This is a genomic window from Rhizobium sp. SJZ105 (genome assembly GCF_007828365.1).
GTDB lineage: Bacteria > Pseudomonadota > Alphaproteobacteria > Rhizobiales > Rhizobiaceae > Agrobacterium > Agrobacterium tumefaciens.
In genome coordinates this window covers 44,702-64,558 of sequence record NZ_VIUP01000013.1, presented here as the reverse complement: position 1 = coordinate 64,558, position 19,857 = coordinate 44,702, and the positions used below count along the sequence as shown (strand labels likewise).

At 55.7% G+C, this 19,857-nt stretch carries 18 protein-coding genes; 10 read left to right on the top strand and 8 right to left on the bottom strand.

Annotation, left to right across the window (positions count from 1 at the left end):
- Positions 1–54 precede the first annotated feature (54 nt).
- Positions 55–882, top strand: a complete 828-nt coding sequence (gene blcR, locus FB593_RS24230; protein ID WP_145167134.1) for an IclR family transcriptional regulator BlcR — start codon at positions 55–57, stop codon at positions 880–882.
- A 355-nt stretch (positions 883–1,237) separates the two neighbouring features.
- On the opposite strand, the gene FB593_RS24225 is transcribed toward blcR, so the two are convergent.
- From FB593_RS24225 to FB593_RS24190, 7 genes are all read right to left on the bottom strand, one after another.
- A complete protein-coding gene (locus tag FB593_RS24225) occupies positions 1,238–2,305 on the bottom strand; it encodes a lipocalin-like domain-containing protein (RefSeq protein WP_145167133.1) in 1,068 nt (355 codons plus the stop codon).
- Entirely contained in the window at positions 2,295–4,703 is a 2,409-nt protein-coding gene (locus FB593_RS27635) for an ABC transporter permease (protein WP_186447966.1), read from the bottom strand. The genes FB593_RS24225 and FB593_RS27635 overlap by 11 nt, the downstream gene beginning before the upstream one ends.
- On the bottom strand, positions 4,703–5,359 hold the full coding sequence (locus tag FB593_RS24210; protein WP_145167131.1) for an ABC transporter ATP-binding protein: 657 nt from the start codon (positions 5,357–5,359) through the stop codon (positions 4,703–4,705). The genes FB593_RS27635 and FB593_RS24210 overlap by 1 nt, the downstream gene beginning before the upstream one ends.
- 502 nt (positions 5,360–5,861) lie before the next feature.
- Positions 5,862–6,944, bottom strand: a complete 1,083-nt coding sequence (locus FB593_RS24205; protein WP_145167130.1) for an ABC transporter substrate-binding protein — start codon at positions 6,942–6,944, stop codon at positions 5,862–5,864.
- A gap of 27 nt (positions 6,945–6,971) precedes the next feature.
- On the bottom strand, positions 6,972–7,829 hold the full coding sequence (locus FB593_RS24200; protein WP_145167129.1) for an ABC transporter permease: 858 nt from the start codon (positions 7,827–7,829) through the stop codon (positions 6,972–6,974).
- Positions 7,819–8,721: an ABC transporter permease gene (locus FB593_RS24195; protein WP_145167128.1), complete on the bottom strand. Its 903-nt coding sequence runs from the start codon at positions 8,719–8,721 to the stop codon at positions 7,819–7,821. The genes FB593_RS24200 and FB593_RS24195 overlap by 11 nt, the downstream gene beginning before the upstream one ends.
- Positions 8,718–9,830 (bottom strand): ABC transporter ATP-binding protein, encoded by a 1,113-nt coding sequence (locus FB593_RS24190; protein WP_145167127.1) that lies wholly within the window; start codon positions 9,828–9,830, stop codon positions 8,718–8,720. Before FB593_RS24190 ends, FB593_RS24195 begins: the two co-directional genes overlap by 4 nt.
- A 205-nt stretch (positions 9,831–10,035) precedes the next feature.
- Here FB593_RS24190 and FB593_RS24185 point away from each other — a divergent pair, with 205 nt between their 5' ends.
- From FB593_RS24185 to FB593_RS24165, 5 genes are all read left to right on the top strand, one after another.
- The gene (locus FB593_RS24185; RefSeq protein ID WP_010974389.1) at positions 10,036–10,725 is read left to right on the top strand and encodes a GntR family transcriptional regulator; all 690 of its coding nucleotides are present in this window, start codon (positions 10,036–10,038) and stop codon (positions 10,723–10,725) included.
- Between the two features lie 114 nt (positions 10,726–10,839).
- Positions 10,840–12,174 (top strand): aspartate aminotransferase family protein, encoded by a 1,335-nt coding sequence (locus FB593_RS24180; RefSeq protein WP_145167126.1) that lies wholly within the window; start codon positions 10,840–10,842, stop codon positions 12,172–12,174.
- Positions 12,174–13,889, top strand: a complete 1,716-nt coding sequence (locus FB593_RS24175; protein ID WP_145167125.1) for an acetolactate synthase catalytic subunit — start codon at positions 12,174–12,176, stop codon at positions 13,887–13,889. The genes FB593_RS24180 and FB593_RS24175 overlap by 1 nt, the downstream gene beginning before the upstream one ends.
- On the top strand, positions 13,886–14,665 hold the full coding sequence (locus FB593_RS24170; protein ID WP_145167124.1) for an SDR family oxidoreductase: 780 nt from the start codon (positions 13,886–13,888) through the stop codon (positions 14,663–14,665). The genes FB593_RS24175 and FB593_RS24170 overlap by 4 nt, the downstream gene beginning before the upstream one ends.
- 39 nt (positions 14,666–14,704) lie before the next feature.
- Positions 14,705–15,382, top strand: coding sequence for a winged-helix domain-containing protein (locus FB593_RS24165; RefSeq protein WP_080850419.1), 678 nt, complete (start codon positions 14,705–14,707; stop codon positions 15,380–15,382).
- A gap of 13 nt (positions 15,383–15,395) precedes the next feature.
- Here the strand turns inward: FB593_RS24165 and FB593_RS24160 are convergent, their stop codons facing one another.
- On the bottom strand, positions 15,396–15,611 hold the full coding sequence (locus FB593_RS24160) for a hypothetical protein (protein WP_041694754.1): 216 nt from the start codon (positions 15,609–15,611) through the stop codon (positions 15,396–15,398).
- 319 nt (positions 15,612–15,930) lie between these two features.
- On the opposite strand from FB593_RS24160, the gene FB593_RS24155 reads away from it, so the two are divergent.
- The 4 genes from FB593_RS24155 (at position 15,931) to FB593_RS24140 (ending at position 19,733) form a co-directional block, all read left to right on the top strand.
- On the top strand, positions 15,931–16,656 hold the full coding sequence (locus FB593_RS24155) for a winged-helix domain-containing protein (RefSeq protein ID WP_145167123.1): 726 nt from the start codon (positions 15,931–15,933) through the stop codon (positions 16,654–16,656).
- 125 nt (positions 16,657–16,781) lie between these two features.
- Positions 16,782–18,023, top strand: a complete 1,242-nt coding sequence (locus FB593_RS24150; RefSeq protein WP_145167122.1) for an aminotransferase class I/II-fold pyridoxal phosphate-dependent enzyme — start codon at positions 16,782–16,784, stop codon at positions 18,021–18,023.
- Between the two features lie 162 nt (positions 18,024–18,185).
- Positions 18,186–19,127 carry a nucleotidyltransferase and HEPN domain-containing protein gene (locus tag FB593_RS24145; RefSeq protein WP_145167143.1) on the top strand — a complete coding sequence of 314 codons (942 nt, stop codon included), beginning with the start codon at positions 18,186–18,188 and terminating at the stop codon, positions 19,125–19,127.
- 294 nt (positions 19,128–19,421) lie between these two features.
- A complete protein-coding gene (locus FB593_RS24140; RefSeq protein WP_145167121.1) occupies positions 19,422–19,733 on the top strand; it encodes a DUF2218 domain-containing protein in 312 nt (103 codons plus the stop codon).
- Positions 19,734–19,857 lie beyond the last annotated feature (124 nt).

Genomic DNA, 19,857 nt, shown 5'->3' with positions numbered 1-19,857 from the left:
GACCTCTCCCGCACTAGAGTTCAACTAATTGAACTTGAATCATTAGAGTGAACTATGAGCCAAAGGGGCCAAGTGTGTCAAGGAAGGTGCATGGCTGAAGATCAACAATCGTCGCAAATATCAGACACTGTACCGGCACTCAGACGCGCCGTGCGTATTCTGGATCTTGTGGCAGGTTCCCCGCGCGACCTGACAGCAGCCGAGCTGACACGATTTCTGGATTTGCCCAAAAGCAGCGCGCATGGCTTGCTTGCGGTAATGACTGAGCTTGATCTTCTGGCGCGATCTGCCGATGGAACCCTGCGTATTGGACCCCACTCGCTCAGATGGGCGAACGGCTTTCTGTCGCACCTCGATATCGTATCGACATTCAACGACCATCTCGCCCAGCGCCACGACCTCGATCCCTACACGGTGACCCTCACCGTCCGCGAGAGTGGCGAAGTCGTTTACATCGGCTGTCGCAACTCGGCCCAGCCGCTTGGACACACGTTTCGGATCGGTATGCGTCTGCCGGCGCCATTTACGGCCACCGGGAAGATCCTCCTGTCCGATCTCGGGCCCGGTGAATTGAGGATGCTGTTCTCTCAGTTTCCACAGACTCTGACATCAAGGAGCGTTGCTGGCCTTTCGCAGCTTGAAGAGGAACTGGCTTTGACGCGCGCTCGTGGCTACTCCATCGACGATGGTCAGATCCGCGAAGGTATGCTTTGCATTGGCGCAGCGATACGCGATTACTCGGGAGCCGCATCTGCCGGCATTGCAATCAGTCTGATCCGCAGCGAAGCCAGCGACGAAAAAATCGCGTGCCTTGGTGAGGAGCTTCGCACCACCGCCAACGCGCTTTCAGAAAAGCTTGGGTACCGATCGCAGAAAGACTAGTCGTAACCCGTAGCGGTATGGTCGATGCCGACCAGCCCAGCTTTGCTGTAGGGGCCAGTGCACCGATACCCTAGGTAGCCCCTGTCCCGAGTACGGCTGCGCCGAGCGCAGTTCCGGTCGAGAACATAAAAGACATCATCGATGTATTGAGCACCAAGGGAAAAGACTTCGGTCCGCAGATGCACGATCCACCGCGTTGCCTTATTCCTGGCTGGGACGAAGCCGAACAATGGGTTGTCATCACAAGACGACTACTTCGGAGCTTGTCCGGGGTGTCGCGCCTACCCGGATAAGACGGCGTCTGTAAGCTCAGGCACCGTTCCAGCCGATATCTCGTCTGGGACAGTGGGACAGGCTAATATCCGGTCATCTCCAGATAACCTTGTCCTGAGGTGCTTCCATCAAACTCTATTGGCCCCTCCCAGTAGGGGGTTGACGTCGCCATCCAGGCTTTCTCGTTCAGCGGCTTCGTCTTTATGTCTAGACCACGACTGGGTATCTTCACGCTCCATTCGACCGGAATGCTCTTTCCGTTGATATCCGCGGTCCGCAACGGACTGAGCAAGACGTCTTTCGGATCGACGGGAGACGGCCTGCCATCGGCGGAAATCCAGTTGGCGGAGATGTAGCCGCTTTTGTCATCACGCAGACGGAAGGCCATGAGTTTTTCGCCGGATGCAAGGTGAAGGGAAAACCAATCCCATCCCGTCTGGCTCGAGGCTAGCGGTTGCGACGACCATTCCCGATCGAGCCACGCCTCGCCCGTTACCTCATGGGTTTCACCATCAAGAAAGACGCTGCCGCTGACACTGTAGAATGGCTGGGAGTAATAATAGCTTGCCTGGCCCTCTGCCGATTTAACGGAGTAGCCGTTGTCCCCCTGACGCACCAAAGGCCCGTGGGCCTGAAGTTTCAGACGATATCGGAAGCTCTCGCCATTGGCGTTCAAATCAAGCTGATCGAGGTCGTCCCGTGCATCGTCAGTTCCTGCCTTCATTTGCCAATTGTCAATCCAGGCCTCGAAGGGTTCGCCTTTGACCCCCGCCTGCCCCACGCCTCCCCGCGCCAGCCGTTCGGCAACATGGTGGCGACTCGCAGTCGTCACGGCTGCGTGGCCAATCCAAATTTGAGGGTCGGACCATCCGGGGCGCTCGACAGGTTCAAGTGCAGAACGAAAGAGTGTCCATTGGACGCCCATGCGCTGTCCATCGGCCGTCCGCAGATTTGCAGTAACGTACCACCACTCGATCCTGAAACCGGGATGTGCCTTGTGGTCTTTTGGAAAGACGAGTTCAACGCCTCGTGTGGGAATGCTGAAGCCTTCGGCATTTGACCCGAGGCCCGCAAAGCCCTGCCCTATGACCGGCGTGGGCAAGGAAGTGCATGAAGCGCAAAGGAGCAGGAGGACGGCTTTAGCGTTCACTGGCGAATATCCTCAAAAGATCGGCCGGCGCGGTTTTAGCAAGCCGTCGAACAGGGATCAGGACCGAAATGATGGCGGCGAGCAGCGCAACTATACCCAGCCTCAGCCAGTCCAGCGGAAACAGGATCAGCGGCAGTCGCCATCCGAAAGCCTCCACATTGATGATTGCCAGTAAAACCCAGGCCAGTCCCAGCCCGACAGGGATGGCGCCAATGAATGTCACAAGCCATAGCGCAAGAGTTCGCAGAACCTCCAGCATCGCAAGGTCGCGGCGACGAAGTCCAAGTGCCCAGACAGGAGCAAGCTGCGGCAGTCGAAGCGAAGCGAGCGTAAGCTGGCTCGAAAACATGGCAAAACCCGCCACCGCGAGCGTGAGCACATTGAGCGCGCCGGTGACCGCAAACGTCTGTTCGAAGATTGCGGCAGACTGCCGTTTCAGCGAGGCCTGGTCGACAATATTGGCTTCGGGCAGGCCGAACTCCGTCATGAGGCGTTGTCTGAAGCCCGCAACCTCCTGTGGCTCCATGCGAAGGCCGTATCTCAGCTTTTCAATGCCCGGGTAGTGCTGGACAAGGGCATCAAGACCAATGATGATCTCGCCCCTCGGATTGCCATAGTCGGAAAACACCCCGACGACGCGGGCTTTCCAGCCACCTGGCATTTCTATCTCTTTGCCGGGCGACGCCTTTCCTGACCTCCAGAACTGTTCGTTGACCAGTGCACCCTTACCGCTCGCAATCTCGTCCCATGTTGCGGGCGCGCCCGAAATCAATGGCCAATGATCCCGGTATGTTGCATCATCGGCGACGCCGAAGATGCGGACCTGCTGCCCAGAAATTTCCCCTTCCGTACTCCAGATGGGTAGAACGGCCCTTGCATGGTGTGGAAACCACTGCCGCAGGCGCGCAGATTCAGCCTCGTCACGAGCCGTCACATAGACCTCTGCGGCCAGGCGCTGATCGAGCCATCCGACAAAGGTTTGCCTGAAGCTTGAGACCATGGTGCCGACCCCGATATTGGCCGACAAAGCGAGCAGCAATGCCATCAGCGCCAGGGAAAGACCCGGCAGTTGCTGGCGCGTATCGGCGAAAAACCAGCGGGTCAGTCCGTGTCCGGAGATGTGTTCGGCCACTCTCATGCCCAGTGCCAGCAAGGTTGGAAGAATGAGTGCAGCGCCCAGAAGAAGCGCTGCAAGCACTGCGAAACCTGAAATGAGACCGCCGCCCAGCAGCACAAGCGCGCCGGATACAAAAAGCAGAACCATCCCGGCGGCCGCCTGATGGAAGAGGCTTTTCGTGGACACGATCGCCCACGCCCTGCCCTGTGCCGTGGACAGTATCGGCATCCGCCAGACGCGGAGGAGATGTTGGAGCGAAGAAAGCCCGGTCCCCACCAGCGCCATTGCAAGGCCGGCGATCCACCATTCAGGCCGCAGCGAGAGTGAACCGGCAACACTGGCTCCATAAAGACCACGCAGGGTCGCGGCCACGCCCGGCAACAGAGCCGATGCGACAACGTAACCGACGACAACGCCCAGCGCTCCCGATACCAGCGCAAAAAGCGCGGTTTCGATAACCAGCATCGCGGTCAGGGAGCGAAGCGAGACCCCGAGCGACCGTATGGTCCTGAACGTGCCACGCCGTTGCTCGAACGACAGGCCCGTTGCGGAATAAACGATGAAGAGACCGACAACGAAGGCAAGAAAACCAAAAGCCGTCAGGTTGAGATGAAAACTGTCCGTGAGCCTTGCGACGTCGGGCCTGCTTCTTGCGTGTTCGAGGGAAAGTTCAGGGGCTATGTTTCCGATCGTCGGAAGATCGGGGTCTTGCGATGGCGAAACGATAAGCCGGCTCAGTTCACCATTGCGTTTCAACAGGCGGTCAGCCGTGGAAATATCGACAAATGCTGCGCCGTCGGGGAGATCCGCTCGTGCCTTAAGGGAAAGGCCAGAGGTATCTTTCAATGTGGCAGCCGTTGCAGGCGAAACGATCATCTGTCCGGGCGTCTGGATGAATTCCACCAGCCCGGACGGATCAGATGGTGCAGGCACCATTCCGTCGGATGGCATGGTCAGGGCGTCGATGCCGATAAGCCTGATACGCGTCGTACGAAACCTGTAATCGCCTTCAATGATCGGAGAGACGTGCAAACCCGCCCTTCGAAGCCGGGCATATGTTTGCGAGGAAATTCTGCCGCCGGCCTTTGCCACCAGTTGATCCCGCTGGTTTTGCGCCAGGACCGAGGCCGCCCGGTCATAAGTTGCTCTGGCTTCGGCATTGATTGCCTGGACCGCGCACCAGAGGCCGGTTGCAAGCGTGACGCCGACAATGAGGGTAAGAAGCTGAAGCGGTCGGTAGCGCCAGTGTGAGAGCAGCGCCCGGAAAGCGGTCCAGTTCATTACGAAACCTTTCCACCACTCAGCGCGATACGCCGATCGAGTTTTACCGCCAACCGGCTGGAATGGGTCACCAGGAGGAGTGTGATCTGCGCGGACTTTGTCAGTCTCAACATAATAACGATGACGATATCAGCCGTCGCCTCGTCGAGATTACCTGTCGGCTCATCGGCAAGAATGAGGGGCGGTCTTGCCGCAAGCGTACGTCCGATCGCCACCCTTTGTTGCTGACCGCCGGAGAGCTGTTCGGGATAGCGTGCAAGCAGCTCTCCGATCCCCAGTGCCTCGACCAGGCTTTTTTCCCAGACCGGGTCGAAACGGCCCGCCAGCCGGGCGTGAAACGAGATATTGGATCCGACATCGAGGCTCGGAATGAGATTGAACTGCTGGAAGATTAAGCCCACCTCCCGGCGTCGGAAGCTCGCTCGACCGGCCTCGTCGAGATCGGTTATTTTCCGACCCCCCACCGTGATGATGCCACTGTCGGGCAAATCAAGGCCGCCGGCCAGATGCAAAAGCGTACTCTTTCCGCTGCCGGATTCCCCCGTCAGGGCAAGACTTTCGCCGGCTTCAAGTGAAAGGTCGACGCCGTTCAGGACCGGGATAATGCCTTCGGCTGTGTGGTAGGATTTCTTGATGCCGGAAAGTGAAAGGACCATGGCTCTTCGATCTCTGCTTCGTCCTATATGGACCGATATGCTGGCGGATCTCAACCGGTTTAGATACCGATATTCGACGCGCAGCCTAAACGACCGCACCGTTTCTGCCTGTAAAGTCGCCCTCCCCTCTGGCGTCTCCCCCGTCCCGTTCCGAGCGTGAGATGGCACCCGACACAAAAAACACTCGCCGTAGCCTTCCGACAGTCATGGCGGCTCTAGGAGGCCGCATTGACCGACGAACTACATGATCAACGTGACGGTTTATGTCGCAACGCCTTAGATCATTTCTGAGCCGGGCACCATCCGGACAGCGGACTGCACAATGACGGGTTCATCGTGCGAAAATCTCTTCTGCATAAAAGAGAGACGCGACGTCTGAACCCGCTCTTGCTCTGCTGTGGTCTTGCGAACGCGGTGACGCGGTCGGCGCAGGCGCCCGAAGAGAGCCGCCTGCGCATCCGCTCGCAGCGTCAAGGAAGGTGCCTTGGCGCCCTCGGTTTTTTCAGCGTATCCATGAGTTCCAGCGCTGCACCAGCATGCCTATGTTCGCGTTGATCCATTGTGCATCAGGGACGATGATCCGGTTTTCAACATCTGCCGCAGATGGGAGGGTGGCGCGAGCCTCAGATGACATCTGCGAAATCGCTTTCTGACTTGGAGGAGTGCAAGAAAGCGTTTCGCAGGCTTTGGCCTGCACCGCAGGATTCCTTAGCCAGAACTCAATGAGCTTCAGCGCATTTTCCCGATTCGGTGCGGCACGCACGAGCGCTATGCGATCGCCCACAAGAAATGCGCCATCGTAACTCCAGCCTATCTTGTAACCTTCTGCTTTCAAGGCCTTCGCGCGCGTCAACCAGATCTGTCCAACGCGATACTCGTCATTGCGAAACGCCTGAACGCTTTGATCTCCCGTCCTCCACCAAACATGTACACTGTCCCTGACTTCGTCAAGCTTGCGAAATGCTCGATCTACATCAAGTGGGAAAAGTTTTTCTCTCGGCACTCCGTCCGCGAGCAATGCTGCGGCCAACACTCGCCATGGATCGTCAAAATTAGGAAAACTTCGAGCACCCGGAAACTTCGCCAGATCCCACATGTCAGCCCAAGTTTGAGGGTTGCTGCCGTTCTCATTCAGTTTGTAAGCCAAAAGGGTGGAGGTTGACTGCAATTTCGCCCCGCCGCGCGTACAAGAGTCGGCCAGTAGGTCCGTGCTGTTAATGAACTGCTTGCAAAAGTCTGACAGGTCTTCCGTTATGGCGAAGTGTGCGTCGGATCCAGCTTGGATTTCGCCATCCAGATAAAGGTCCCAGGTGACGTTGCCTGTTTGAACCATAGCAGTGACCTTCGCCCGCTTCTCCGCATCTGTTCCAGAAACAGTGACGACTTTTATTCCTGTCGCTTTCGTGAAGGGCTCGAACCACGCTTCACGCAGGGCCTTTTCGTAGGTACCTCCCGTAGTAGCAATGACCACACGTTGCTCGGCACTCGCCTTTTCAAGCCCAAGAGCGAACATGAGAGCAAAGGCGACGAACACGTAAAACGCGGATTTCAGGCAAGCCTTCGGCGTCTGATCCGATCTGATCATTTCAAATCCTCTTCAGTTAATGTGGAGTTAGTGTCTGCTTCGAGTAGTCAAAAGTTGCGCCGCCGTCATGAGCACGAGCGAGATAGCGACGAGCACGGTTGACGCGGCGGCGATCACTGGCGTGAGATTGAAATCGATATCTTCGAACATCTTGCGTCCAATCGACTTCCCGCCAATGTCAGAGATGAAGAACGAAACCGTCGCGTCATCGAACGACGCAAGAAATGCAAAGACCGAAGCCGCGGCGACGCTCGGGCCAATATTAGGCAGCATCACGAGGAAAAAGCTCTGGAATCGATTTGCGCCGCAGTTGAGAGCCGCGAGTTCGAGCGAAGGGTCAAACTTCTGCACCGCAGCACCCACCACGATCATGACATAGGGGATGGCTAAAACTGTGTGCGCGAGAACAAAGCCTGCAAACGTCCCCGTTACTCTCCACGGTGAGAACACCAGGTAAAGCGATACACCCAGAACCACGTGCGGGACGATCATTGGCCCAAGCGCAAGGCTCTGCAGAAGCCCCTTAAAAGGCAATCTGCTCTTTGCGAGCGCTAGCGCTGCTGTCGTGCCAATGGTTGTTGCCACGATAGCTGTCGCGAATGCGACCTGCAGGCTGAACAATGTTGCCGACATCCAGTCAGGATCAGAGAAATACGCCCAATACCATTTTAAAGTGAGGCCTTGCGGTGGAAACGCAAGGTAGCTGCCGTCATTCAGGCTCATCGGGATGACGAGAAATGTCGGCAGGATCAAGAATACCGTTATCAGGAAGACGAAGAAGCCTGCGGTATAGATCCGTACGATATTGCGATACCGTCCGACGGCATTGCGCAGTGGCCGCGCCAAAGAAGGCCGGACCGGAAATGTTGAACTATCAGATGCCACTGTTCAGCCCCTTGCTTAGCGAAAGTGTTCTTCGAAATATGATTACGACGGCAAGCGTGACGACCAACAGTGAGGTTGAGAGCGCAGCCGCAAAAGGCCAATCGAGCAGGACAGTCGTCTGTTGACCGATGAGCGTTGCCATCATGAGCGATCCTGCTCCCCCTACCAACGCCGGGGTGACGTAGAAACCGAGTGCAAGAACGAAACTGATAACGCAGCCCGCAAATATCCCAGGAAGGCTCAGAGGAACAATGATTGCGCGAAAGGCGTGCAATCGAGTTGAGCCAAGATTCATTGCCGCCTGAACGTACTCCTGAGGGATAGCCCGCAGTGCCGCAAAAATAGGCATGATCATGAATGGAAGAAGGACATGGGTCATTGCGACGATGACCGCACCCTGTGTGTAGATCATGCGCAGGGGCTCGTCGATGAGCTTGCTCGAGAGAAGTGCCTGGTTGATAATGCCGGTTCTCTGAAGCAGCACAATCCAGGCATATGATCGGACCAGGACCGATGTCCAGAGCGGAATGAGCACGCATCCCGTCAATATGAGGGCCCAGGGGTGTTTGAGCCGGACCATCGCGTAGGCTACAGGAAAGCCTAGGAGCAGGCAGCAGCACATAACCGCAAGTGCCACGACCGTCGTGGAGAACAGGACGTTTAGATAAAGCGGGTCGCGAAAGATGCGGATGTACAGCTCGAGGCTCATGTCCGGCATACTGAGTGCGACGAGCCTTGCCAGAGGATAAACGAACCCTGTCAAAAGTATGAGTGCAGCTGGCAGAAGCAAAAGCAATGCGCCTGCATGGGAATATGTTTTTGCAGAGGGCGTAGAAAACATCACACTTTGTAAATTGGCGAGTGCTCTGGAAGCGGGTGAAGAAGCGCTCATGCCGCAGACGTCTCCTCTTTTGCAAAAAAGCTAACAGCCTGCGGGTCGGGTACGAGATCGACCGTATCACCGGCGCGGAAATTTACCTCACTTCCGGTCACGACCTGAACCTCCACCAGCGGTGATCCAGGCAGGTCCAGACGGACCATGAACGCATGGAATGATCCAACGAATGCAAGACTCTCGATCTGAGCTGGTATTGCCCCAAAACCTCGAGGACCTCTTTTTTTCAAGGCGATCCTCTCGGGACGCATGGCAAGAATTACCTCGTCACCAAGCCGGAGTGCCGCCCGTGCCGCATCGACAGAAGCGGTCCGGACAAATACGTCGTCGGCCAATCGCACGAGCATCCCGTCGTCTTCAAAAGAAACAATCTCTCCTCCGACGAAGCTCATTTTTCCGACAAAATCAGCAACAAAACGGGTTGCGGGCGCGTGGTAAAGACTGGAAGGAGCTCCTATCTGGACGATGTTTCCACCCTGCATTATCGCAACGCGATCGGACATCGTCAGCGCTTCTTCCTGATCATGCGTTACATAAAGGACGGTTGCTCCCACCTGTCTCTGGATGCGCTTGATTTCGAACTGCATGGCTTCACGCAATTTCTTGTCAAGCGCGCCGAGGGGCTCGTCCATCAGCATAACGGGCGGCTCAAACGCAAGCGCTCGTGCGACCGCCACACGCTGCTGCTGGCCACCCGACAGTTCAGAAGGAAACCTGTCAGCAAAACCGGCCAGGTGAATGAGGTCAAGCATGTCGTCTGCCCGTTGCTTCCATCCGGAGCGCCACCGCGATCTGAGCTTTAGCGGGAAAGCAATGTTCTGACGGACAGTGAGATGGGGGAAAAGCGCGTATTTCTGAAAGACCATCCCGATATTTCGCTTATTCGGCGCAAGGTCGGTCACGTCTCGGTCGCCGATCACGATCCTGCCTGCCGTGGGACGCTCAAAACCAGCAATCATCGTCAGGACGCTGGTCTTGCCTGACCCAGATGGGCCCAGCACTGACACGAACTCGCCTGGCTCCACGCGGACGTCAACACCAGCGACTGCAACGACGTTGCCATAGCTCTTCGCGAGCCCGTCAAGATTTAGAGTCTCACCTATCAATACCTCACCCCTCCGTTTTTTTAATGCCGCGACGAACGTGAAAACGAGTGCTCGGAGCAGCTTTCAAGATTATCTTGCCAAGCCAGCGACGCGTAACAGATTAGATGCTAATAGCGTGCATGATGTCACATAGCGTTCGCAAAAACTTTGCATTCCATTTTTGTGACATCAAAAATGCGATGAGTCAACGGAACAAGAGGGGAAAATGATCGACATTTTACGTGATGAGAGCGATACCGGCGCCCAAGGCCAGCGAATGGGAAGCATGGTTTATGACGTGCTACGGGAGAGAATGATCCGCGGCAGCTACCCTCCCGGGCACAAGTTTACTGTCCGGGGGATAGCCAGTGAACTCGACGTGAGCACGACGCCTGCGCGCGACGCGTTGAACCGCCTGACAACGGAATCGGTACTTGTTTTTTCCGGCCCCAAGACGCTCATCGTTCCGACGCTCACAAAGGCGGAATTACGCGATATCACCGTTACGAGGATCGCCCTGGAAGGAACCGCCGCGGAATACGGAGCAAGGAATCCCGACGAAGCAACAAATAGAAAACTCATTGATATACAAAGAGTTATAAACGAGAATTTAGCAGCGGGCCGGTATCACGATGCTCTGTGGCACAACAAGGAATTCCACTTTGCCATCTATAATTTATCCGGACTTACCGGCCTGCTCAGCATGATTGAAACCCTGTGGGCGCGCATTGGCCCTACACTTCTCAACCTCTACCCCGAGTACGCGCAAAACCGCCAGGGTGTCCACAATCACATGGTCGCGATTGAGGCTCTTATTGACAAAGACCCGGCCGGCGTGCGGGCGGCGATAGAGAACGATATCAGGGAGGGTTACCGCAAACTTCGCAACGCCGTATCGGTGACAGACGAATTATAACCCGAACTTAAAATTGACGTCACATATTGACTCATCAAATTTTTGTTGCAACAAAATTGCAAATGACGGGTGCAGTGTGCCTGTCTTCCTCCAGGACAAGGGTTTTATGGTTCAATGCTGTCATCGTCGAATACCCCGCTAACAGGTCCCACCGACCGGCAAACGTCCATCGCGTTCTTTGAACGCGCCTCCACCGTTTTTCCAGGCGGTGTCACACGCGCGACAATTGAGCTGGATCCCCACCCGATCTTTGTTGCCTACGGGGAAGGCGCGTTTGTGACCGACGTCGACGGGCACCGTATGCTGGATCTAAACAATAACTTCACGACCCTGATCCACGGACATGCCTATCCCCCCATAACTGAAGCGATCGCCGGACTACTAAGAACAGGCAGTTGCTTTGCTAATCCGATGAACCATGAAATCGATCTGGCCGAATTGCTAGTAGGCAGGATTCCGGCTGTTGAGCAGGTCCGCTTTGTCGCGAGTGGAACGGAAGCCGTCATGTTTGCCATCAAAGCCGCTAGAGCAACGACCGGCCGGGTCGCAATCGCTCGGGTGGAGGGTGCGTACCACGGCGCATATGACTGGGCGGAGGCGGGCCAGCACGCATCGTCGAATACGCCCTGCGCCGCCTATCCAGGCATGCCAGCAAGCGTCATAGATGAGGTCGTGCTCCTCCAATTTAACTGCCCCGCGCAGTTGGAGCAACAGATCGCGATGAATGCCGGGCGCCTTGCGGCTATTCTTATCGATCCGATGCCCAGCCGGGCAGGTCTCATAGAGCCGACACAGGAGTTCATCGCAACAATCAACAAGGTGGCGAAGCAACATGGGATCGTCATTATCGCGGATGAAGTACTGAACCTCCGCCAGGGCTTCAATGGAGCGTCAGCGCGCTACGGTCTGGAGCCGGATCTCGTCACAATGGGGAAGATCATCGGCGGTGGCTTTCCAGTAGGGGCAGTCGGTGGACGTCAGGAGATTATGTCGGCCTTTGGCAAGCAAGGAAGTAAGGCACCATTGACGCAAGGCGGAACCTTTTCTGCAAATCCCGTGTCGATGGTCGCTGGCCGTCTTGCAATGGAAGCCCTGACGCAAGATGCTTTCCAACGTCTCGAACATATGGGCAACCTGGTTCGCGAGGGGTTGAGGTCACGCATCGAACGTCACGGCGCAAATCTGAGCGTGACGGGAGCGGCTTCGCTTTTTCGAATACACGCCAAGAAAGTGGCGCCGGTTTCTTACCAGGACAGCATTCCGACAGCTTCGGAAGACGTCGTTCTGAAACTGCTGCGCAGGCACTTTGCAAACAATGGGATCTTGATGCCCTACGGCGCCGCTGCGTCGCTATCAACGCCCATGACGGACAATGACATGGGTGACATTGTTTCCGTCTTTGACGATTTCCTCGTGAATCTCGATCGACATGCCTGGGAGGCCGCATAATGGATACTGCAGTTCATGAAACAACCGTCGCTGAGCGTATTGCCCAAGCGTTGAGGCGCCATGATGTGGAGGTGATCTTTGGACAAAGCCTTCCGTCGGCGGTCATTTTGGCGGCCGAAAAGATCGGTATAACGCAGATTGCCTATCGTCAGGAAAACATGGGTGGCGCCATGGCCGATGGTTACGCCAGGCGTTCGGGCAAAATCGGGATCGTGGCAGCCCAGAACGGGCCCGCGGCGGCGCTGCTGGTTGCTCCGCTGGCTGAAGCACTCAAGGCTAGCGTCCCGGTCGTTGCACTTGTACAGGATGTGGAGCGTGATCAGACTGATCGGAACGCGTTTCAGGACCTCGATCACATCGGCCTGTTTCAGTCATGCACAAAATGGGTTCGTCGTGTTTCCGTGGAAGAGCGGGTAGACGATTACATCGATGCCGCGTTCACCGCCGCCTCGTCTGGCAGAGCAGGTCCCGCAGTCCTGCTTCTTCCTGCGGATCTTTTGCGATCCGTATCTACTACCCCTTCAAGGAGAAGAACGAACAATCTCGGCCATTGGCCGCTCGACAGATCACGTCCCGCCGACAAAGATCTTGATATCGCTGCGAAAGCGATTGCGAACGCACGCGCACCTGTCGTGATAGCAGGCGGCGGCATCCACGCCTCCGGGGCTGCCCAGCAGTTGCGACTGCTGCAGGACGAATGCTCGATACCTGTGTTCACAACGAATATGGGCAAGGGCTCAGTTGATGAGTGGCACCCTCTTTCAGGAGGCGTACTGGCATCTCTTGTCGGTCCGAAGTCACTGGGTCAACACACGGTCGAGATCGTTCGCGAAGCGGATCTTGTCGTCTTAATCGGCACGAGGACGAACCAGAATGGAACAGACAACTGGCGCCAGTATAGTTCCGATGCCCAGATTATTCACATAGATACCGATCCACAGGAGATCGGCCGGAATTTTGAGGCAATTCGTCTTGTTGGTGACGCACGGGAGACCTTGGCCGGCCTACGCGAAAGGATCAGGCTTTGTGACTTGCACCTCAGAATCGTTTCCCGCGAGGCTGTCTGCAACCGTCTTCGGGAAAGCTGGAGGAAATTCAATGATGATCGCCGAGCCTACTACAGCTCTGAGGCCTCACCGCTTCGTCCCGAACGGATTATGGCCGAACTTCAGGGAGTTATCGATGAAAACACCACAGTGGTGGCGGACGCTAGTTATTCATCGATGTGGGTCCTCGGACAACTCAGAATTTCTTCCGAAAGGACACGTGTGCTCACCCCCCGGGGTCTTGCAGGACTTGGGTGGGGAGTTCCCCTTGCAATCGGAGCCAAGGTCGCCGCACGTGAGAGCGATGTTGTAACGCTGGTGGGAGATGGGGGATTTGCGCACAGCTGGGCCGAGCTTGAAACACTGGTCCGCATGCAAATTCCGATCACGATCATCGTGCTGAACAACGGAATTCTTGGCTTCCAGCGTGATGCCGAAACTGTAAAATTCGGAAAGTACACAACCGCCTGCCATTTTGCAGAAGTCGATCACGTCAAGATTGCACACGCGTGCGGATGCGATGCGGTCCGGGTCACGCAACCGCAGGACCTCAAGGCCCATATGCAAAAGATCAAGAAAAGAAAGTTGCCGTTGCTGATAGAGGTTATGACCGATCCCGAAGCTCACCCGGCACTTTCTCTCTTTGCTCAGATGGACAGTGCGGCATGACGAGAGATCGCCAGAGCCGAGTCGCAGTGGTCGCCGGAGGCACGTCCGGTATCGGACTGTCGGTTGCACGACATTTACTCGGTATTGGCCACAGGGTCGCGGTTTTTGGGCAGACAGAAAGCGCGGCGAAGGCCGCGCGCTCGTCCTTCGAGGCTGAAATAACATCTAACCAGCTATTGGTCGGTTGTTGCGACGTCAGAAATCCAGGCGAGGTTGCCGATTTCTTTCGCGATGTCGAAACCTTGTGGTCGTCCACTGCACTACTGGTTTATTGCGCGGGCATTTCGCCGAAAGCAACGGACGGTGTGGCCAAGCGATTTACCTCGGTCGACCTGGACGAGTGGAATGATGTGCTGGACGTGAATTTGACGGGCGCCATGCTCTGCTGTCAAGCAGCCTTACCAGGTATGGTCGACAAGGGATTTGGCCGGATTGTCCTCATCGGCTCGCTTGCAGGTCGAACACGGCCTATGATCGCCGGCGCGGCATATGCAGCATCAAAAGCCGGGCTCGCTGGCCTGGCCCGTGCGCTCGTCAGCGAATTTTCAGCCGACGGGATTACAATCAATGTCGCCGCTCCGGGTCGCATCTTGACGCCAATGGCGGGAACCGCGGCGACGCCAGTCAATCTCGACGCAGCAAAACGAATACCCACCGGGCGACTAGGAGAGGCCGAAGAAGTGGCACGGCTGGTCGGCTTTTTAGTCTCCGATGAAGCCGCTTTCGTCAATGGAGCGATCATAGACATCAACGGCGGCGAGTACACGCCCGCCTAACCCACAACTTGTCAGACGCAGAAAACAAAGCGAAGGGAGATGCTCGTGCGTCACTCGATCCTAATCCACACGACTGACCCGGAGCTCTACCTGATTTTGCGTTACATTCTCGAGCAGGCCGGCCACGACGTCGACCTGCTGCCTAGCCTCGACATGTTTTTACCGGATGATGCGAATAGTCAGCCACAACGCCGCACGGTACTGATCTGCCTTGCAATGGACGATCTGCTCCGCTCAGCGGTTCTTATAAAGAAAGAACAGCCGGACATTCGAGTTGTCGGCTTCCCACTTGACAATAAAAAGATAGACGGCGTTCAATCATCCGTATTTGACTATCTGGTGAGGCGCCCTTTTGACCCGGGCAACCTGCTTGAGTTTCTCAAGTTTGGCCTGCGTTGCAACACAACTGCACCAACTGATGTCAGCGTTTTTCTCGACGACGTGGAAATCAATGTTGCATCCGTCCGGGTCCGGCGGGGTGAGACGCACATCAGTCTATCGCCCCTGCATTTCAGGATCCTGTTGTATCTTGCAAGAAACACAGACAGGGTCGTCAGCCGTGACGAACTCATTCGGAATTGCTGGCCCGAGGATGCCGATGTCGAACCGCGTACGGTGGACATTCACATCGGCAAAATAAGACGGTCTTTGAACCGACACGGTCACAACGTCATCAGAACCGTGCGCTCCGCAGGATATTCGGCCACAAAATTATAATCCGGCGCACAATTCATACGTCAGTAAGCGACCGAAAAACTCTGGCCCAAAAAAGAAAATCGCGATCCCTCCCGTCGAGGCGTGCATCAATAGCACTGAAGGCGACGGCGAGCGCGGCATCTGTACCGAAAATCACTCTGGCAATTGCCGTGGCGTCGGCTTCATCGCAAGACGTGAGAATGTCATCGCCGGCGCTATCGGCAATGCCTGTACTTTTCCAACTACGCATGTAACCTCCGAGCCACCCAGCGCGGAACAACGAATATGCCGGGCGTTCAGGCTCGTTTCAGAGATGCAGAGCGCAGCGCCTGCATGTTCGCCCATGGCTATTCGATCAGGTTACGGCTTTCCCGCCCATGAAGCGCATTGGGCCTCAGAAAGCATCTTTATGATGTCACATAATACGCTCCGTCTTCAAGCGACTTGCCGGAATATCGAGGATAATTTGATGATTATTCTATTTTATATAAATGGCTACCGGTGATTGCATTATTTTTTGTGACATCATATGACGGCTACGAACAGACGTTATGTATTGAGGATCTGAGATGCAGCACGGGATAGAAGCCAAAGCCGCAGTCGCAATTCTTACGGAGAACGCGGACTATTTTGCGATGCTCAAGCACATTCTCTCTACGGAGGGCACGCGGGCGGTTCTCTGCGCTAGAAACGAAATCGGCGACAAAGTTGCCCAGCTGGACATCGTCGGACTGATCCTCGATGTGGATCGCGATCACCATGGGGCAGCCATCATCTGCCAACGCATCAAATCGTGTGACAAGACGGAAAAACTGCCAGTACTTGCCATCATTCCCAACGGCGACACCGAAGCCTATATGGAACTCATGCGTGCAGGCGCGGATCAGTGCCTGATCCGCCCATTCTGGCCGCCACATCTGCTGGGCTTTCTCGAAGGCATAAACCCTGTACGGCAACAACCAGTCGCGACAACGTCACAAAACGCATCCCTTAAACTGGGCGAAATCGAGCTTTGGCCAGAACGCAAACGCGTTTTGGTTAGCGGCGTCGAGCTCACTTTGGGACCGATCGAGTTCAAATTGCTCGAACATCTTCTTACGGCTCCCGGGAGAGTGTTCAGTCGAGACGAGTTGATAACAGCGGCGTGGCCGAATGAGGTTTACGTGCAACCACGGACGGTTGACGTTCACATTGGCCGTATCAGGCGGCACCTGAAGAAAGCGGCGGGCTTCGACATCATCAGAACTGCGAGATCAAGCGGCTACGCCATCGATGTAGCCTCGCAGCCGGCGTAAGCGCCGTTCTGGTCTATGACGCCAAAGGTTTACAGAGATTTCTCAAAATCTTCCGAGAGCGTTTGTTGATCGTTGCGATAATTTGCCGATCCTGCATGCATCTTTTTGGTTAGGGGACCTGAGAAATGTTGACCGACAAAACGCTGCAGCACGCAAGCCGAAACACCGGGGGATTGATAGATCATGCCGAAGACTATTTCAACTCGGCTCACCAGCAGGGCTTGATGGCCCTATATGCGCGGCCAAGGGCTGCGAGGCAGGTAGATCTCGTTTTTGACGGCTTTCCATCGCAGCGCATCACTGATTTCGTGCGTTGTTCATATCTGGGCCTCGACAATCACCCGCTCGTCATAGACGGCGCGATCAAGGCGATTGAGGAATACCGGGCACTGCACTGGTCATGTGCAAGGACCCGACTGAATTTTGCAATCCTCCGCGACTTGGAAAATTCGCTTTCAGATCTCTTCCAGGCGAGGGTCATCACCTACACAACGGTGCTGGCGGCGAACATGGGAGCATTACCTATCGTCGCCTCCGGACACCTCACCGGCGGCATCAGGCCGATGATGGTTTTTGACCGCCACGCGCACGCAACACTCGCCTTTCACAAGGGCACAATCGCTCTGGAAACGCAGGTCCGTACGTTGGCCCATAATGATCTAGATGCATTGGAGGAGTTGTGCCGGTCCAACAGGGCCGTGGCTTACGTTTGCGACGGCGTCTACTCGATGGGTGGAAATGCGCCCATTCGGGATCTGCGCTACTTGCAGGATCGATACGGTCTGTTTCTCTACATCGATGACGCCCACGGCGTATCAATCTGCGGGAAGAACGGTGAAGGATTTGTGAGGTCACAATACGGAAACGAACTCGGCGAGCGAACTATCATAGCCGCGTCGCTCGGAAAGGGTTTTGGCGCCTCGGGCGGAATGTTGATGCTTGGTACGGCGCGTCAGGAAGAACTATTCCGTCGTTTTGCTGTCGCGCACGCTTTTTCTGCGTCATTGAACGTTGCGGCAATTGGTGCAGTTTCAGGTTCGTTGACAATACATCGCAGCGACGAGCTTTTGCGAAGACAGCTGGCTCTCAGTTCCAATATCGCACTTCTGGACTCGATGTTGGTGACAGAGCAAAGCGGAACTCCCTTGCCAATTCGGACAGTGAACCTTGGCACCGAAGAGCGTGCCGTCAATGGGACCCGGGCGCTGCTCGATCGGGGAATTTACGGCTCGGCGATCTTCTTCCCGACAGTTGCGAAGGGGAAGGCCGGCATTCGCGTTTGTGTCACGTCGGACCATACACCTGAGGAAATCACGGGACTTTGCGCAGCTCTGTCAGAGATCATGGATGACCAGGCAATATCGTAAATCCGTATCAGGCTGTAGTCACTCAGAAGGCCGGTCTTGCGACGAGAATGAGCGGCGGGTTTTGCGGATAGCAACATTTGTTGCCAGCAAAGTGTGATGTAAACTACAGATTGAGGCGGACGAATCCAGCCTGTTGCGGAGAAGAGAAGACATTTGCCGACCATGAAAACATCGCTCGATCATATTCCCCCGCAAATACAAACGGAGCTCCAGCGCGCGCTGGAGATTATTCACGAAGAATTCGAGGATGCCCTGGAGGGCGGCACGGCGAAATTCAAAAAGCGTGGCCGCATCCTGAAGATCATCCTCTTCGGTTCCTATGCCAGGGGTACGCAGGTGGACGAACCGTTCACATCCAAAGGGTACAGATCTGATTTCGATCTTCTTGTGATCGTCAACAACCGCAAGCTGACGGATTTTGCGGAATATTGGTACAAGGCTGCCGACAGGTTGATCCGTGACAAGATGATAAAGAGACCCGTGCAGATCATCGTCCACTCGCTGCGAGAAGTGAACACATCCTTGCAGGCGAGCCAGCATTTCTTTTCCGACATCCGCAAGGAAGGCATCGCTCTCTACGAGTTGGACGATAAACCTCTTGCCGAACCCAAGATGTTGACACCGGAAGAGCACTTGCGAGTCGCAAAAGAGCATTTTGACCATAGGTTTAACGCGGCTTCGAAATACAAGAAGGGGTTTGACTTCTACAACCGGGAAGGAGATATCAATGAGGCAGCATTCCTCCTCCATCAGGCGATCGAGCAGGCTTATGCCAGCGTGCTTTTAACGCTGACGAACTACACGCCGGCGTCTCACAACCTGAAAGTCCTGCGATCCTTCGCAGAAGAACGGGATCGTCGACTGATCGAGGCCTTCCCTCGCGATCACCATCGAGAGAGAGCATGGTTCAATACGATAAACGAAGCATACGTAAAAGCACGCTACTCAAGCCAGTACAAAATCAGCCAGGAAGCGCTTGACTGGATTGGCGAGCGAGCAAAACTGCTGCTCAGTCTGGTGGCCGAGGTATGCCGCGATCATATATCGGCGCTTGAGAGAGACGCCGGTCGTGAGATTGCCGAGCAAGGCGCGGCTGAAGAATAGCGGGCTAAAGCGCTTTCCCAAATTAACTTTAAGTTGGTAGTGGACCTTGGCGGCTAGCGGCACCGTCGTTCATTAACCGCGCCTTGGTGGAGTGCCGAATGATGAACGTCAAACGGTTACTTCCGTGCCTTTGATCGTCTGTTGCGTCGCATCAAAGGGTTCATGCAGCCTCCTCGCTGCCATTTGCGGAAAACTCCAAGTGTATGAGCCACTTTATCGCCAACCGCTGTTCGCGTCACGCGCTGCCGCTGCTCCGGCCTTGCTATTTGTCTGACCCGTCACCGAGAATTTCTTATGGCCAAACACATTTCCGAAACGTTCGTGTCGGTCGCTGATCCGGATCGGACGCTCGATCTGCTGCGCGGCACTCTGCGCGGCTGGTCTCTTTCAATCACCACCAATCACTCTGAACCACTGATTGCCTTTGACGAGGGGCGCGTCATCATCACCCACGCAGTCGGTGGGCTTCACCTTCGTATTGAGGCCGAGGATCCTTTGACACTCCTCGGGATGCGGTCCGTGCTGCAGGCAACCTTCTCTCAGGTCGCTACCCATCTGCTCCCGGAGCTCGAATGGCACCGCGCCGATGGCGGGGCACTCGAGTGACGGGGCCCCAGGGAGGGAGCACTGGCTGAGGATAACACAAGATGGCTTCGGATCAGGGAGCCTCTTAACTCTCCCGGAAAGACAAGCGAGTTAAGGGCATAGCCGAGCAACTTGCGAAGTTACC